Origin of the sequence: Stenotrophomonas sp. HMWF003 (assembly GCF_003061285.1) — a bacterium.
GTDB classification, from domain to species: domain Bacteria; phylum Pseudomonadota; class Gammaproteobacteria; order Xanthomonadales; family Xanthomonadaceae; genus Stenotrophomonas; species Stenotrophomonas maltophilia_AP.
In genome coordinates this window covers 40,576-42,711 of the sequence record NZ_QAIW01000153.1, presented here as the reverse complement: position 1 = coordinate 42,711, position 2,136 = coordinate 40,576, and the positions used below count along the sequence as shown (strand labels likewise).

Here is a 2,136-nt window from a genome sequence, read left to right as displayed (position 1 = left end):
CACGAAAAGCGGTGCCGCTTTTGATCCAGCTTTGGCTCTGGCTTCAAAAAAAACCGGCCAAACCCACCTGAACAACCCCGCGACATTGATGAACCTGAATCTGCCGCGCGCCGTCAAACCGTCAGTTAAGTCTGCTCCCGGCTTTCCCCCTTGCCTGCTTTACTCCACAATCATCGTATCTACTGCCAGGGCCAAGCCCCGCGGGCAATGCAAGCCTACGTCTACAAAAGCCAACGCAAGCAGGACACTTACGTCTACCTCGCCGTCCGTGATGACTTCAACGCCGTACCCGACGCGTTGAAGGCCAGCCTGGCGCCGTTCGCATTCGTCCTTGAAGTCGCCCTGACCCCCGACCGTCGCCTCGCCCTGGCCGACGCCGCGCAAGTGCGCGCCAACCTCGCCGAACGCGGCTTCCACCTGCAGATGCCTCCGCCGCTGGTCGCCCCCGTGCGCGTACCGCGCCGCGATGACTGACGCCCTGCGCAGCCGCGCCACCGCCATCGCGCTGGCCGCCGGCGTCCTCCTGGCCCTCGTCGCCGCACTCGGCGGCGTACCGGCAGCGCTCGGTGTCGCCCTCGCACAGCCCGCGTTCGCCCTCGGCGTCTCCTGGTGGCGCCGCACCCGCCCCGTGCACCCGCCGGCCCAGCTCCTGCGCCAGGAACTGCCCGCACTGCTGGCCCCCTGGGTCGCCGGGCCCGTCCTGCTGGCCGCACTGGTCGCCTGGCCGCTCGGCGCCCTGCATGACAGTGGCAGCCTCGCCGCCGTCCTCGGCCTTAGCGTCGCCGTCAGCGCCGCCCTCCTCGGCGTCTGGCGCACCTGGCCGCTGTGGAATGAAATCGAACGCACCGATGGCAGCCTCACCGACCACTGGCAGGCCCTGTCCGGCCGTGACCTGAGCGCCTGGCGTGGCCTGGCCGTCGCCGCCCTCGTCGTCGTGGTCTGCGCCCTGGTGGTGCTGCCCGCCTGGCCGGGCTTGGTCTCCGATGCGCTGCGCTGGCCGCTCACCCTCGCCATCGTCGTCCTCTCACCGCTGGCGCACCTGCTGCTGCAGGCCATCACCCCCGCCGCCCCCCTGGCCGCGCGTGGCCCGGCCGACCTCGACAACGACGCGGCCAGCGCCTTCGCCGCGCACGCCGCCGAACCCCAGCCGCTGGAGCCGCTGGGCACGCACGAACACCTGCCGGCCCTGTACGATGCCGCGCGCAGCGGCCGCGTCGACCGCGCCCTGCAGCTGCTCGCCGCCGGTGCCGACCCGCACGGCCTGCCCGATCCGGCCTGGCGCGACCAGCGCAACCTGCCGGTGCTCGCTGCCGTGCTGCCCGACCTGCGCCTGCTGCGCGAACTGATCGCGCGCGGCGTCGACATCAATGCCCCCTACCGGGGCATGACCCCGTTGCTGGCCGCCACCCGCGACAGCTGGCACGGCCGTCCCGAAGCCGTCATGACCCTGCTGGCCAACGGCGCCGACTCGCGCGCCGTCGACAGCGACGGCAACACCCCGTTGCATCATGCTGCCCGCAGTTCCGACCCGGGCGTGGCCGCACTGCTGCGCGATGCCGCCGCCGAAGTGGATGCGCTCAACAACGACAGCTGGTCGCCGCTGGCCGTGGCCTGCCAGGTCGGCAACTGGCGCCTGGCGCGGTTCCTGCTCGAACGCGGGGCCAAGACCGAGCCGGCCGATGGCACCCCGGTCCTGCTGGCCGCCGCCGGTACCGAAGAAGACGATCCGGCCGGCGTGCAGCTGCTGCTCAAGCACAAGGCCCGCGCCGACGCGCGCGACCGCCAGCGCCGCAGCGCCCTGCACGAAGCCGCCCTGGCCGGCCATGTCGACATCATCGACGTCCTGCTGGCCGCCGGTGCCAATCTGGAATCGCGCGACGCCCTGTCACGCACGCCCTGGCTGGAAGCCGCCCGCGGTGGCCGTGCCGCCGTGATCGAACACCTGCTGCCGCACAAGCCCGACCTCAACGCGGTCGACCTGGAAGGGCGCAACGCGGTACTGCTGGCCTGCATGGCCGACAGCGTGTCGCCGCTACTGGTGCGCCGCCTGCTGGAACTGGGCATCGCCGCCGACGTGCCCGATCCGCAGGGCCGCCGCGCCGTCGACATCGCCGCCAGCGCCGGCCGCTGGACCAT

General features: G+C 72.1%; 2 protein-coding genes. Both read left to right on the top strand.

Going from position 1 to position 2,136, the window contains the following annotated elements; genetic code table 11:
• The first annotated feature begins 207 nt into the window (after positions 1-207).
• Positions 208-474, top strand: a complete 267-nt coding sequence (locus DBR34_RS06045; protein ID WP_128096105.1) for a YcgL domain-containing protein — start codon at positions 208-210, stop codon at positions 472-474.
• Positions 467-2,136: ankyrin repeat domain-containing protein (locus DBR34_RS22230; protein WP_258223702.1), on the top strand; the 1,670-nt coding region annotated here is incomplete at its 3' end. The genes DBR34_RS06045 and DBR34_RS22230, both read left to right, overlap by 8 nt.

Excerpts from the sequence above, each read along its gene's own strand:
- DBR34_RS06045 (WP_128096105.1), top strand. The coding sequence starts at position 208 with ATGCAAGCCTACGTCTACAAAAGCCAACGCAAGCAGGACACTTACGTC.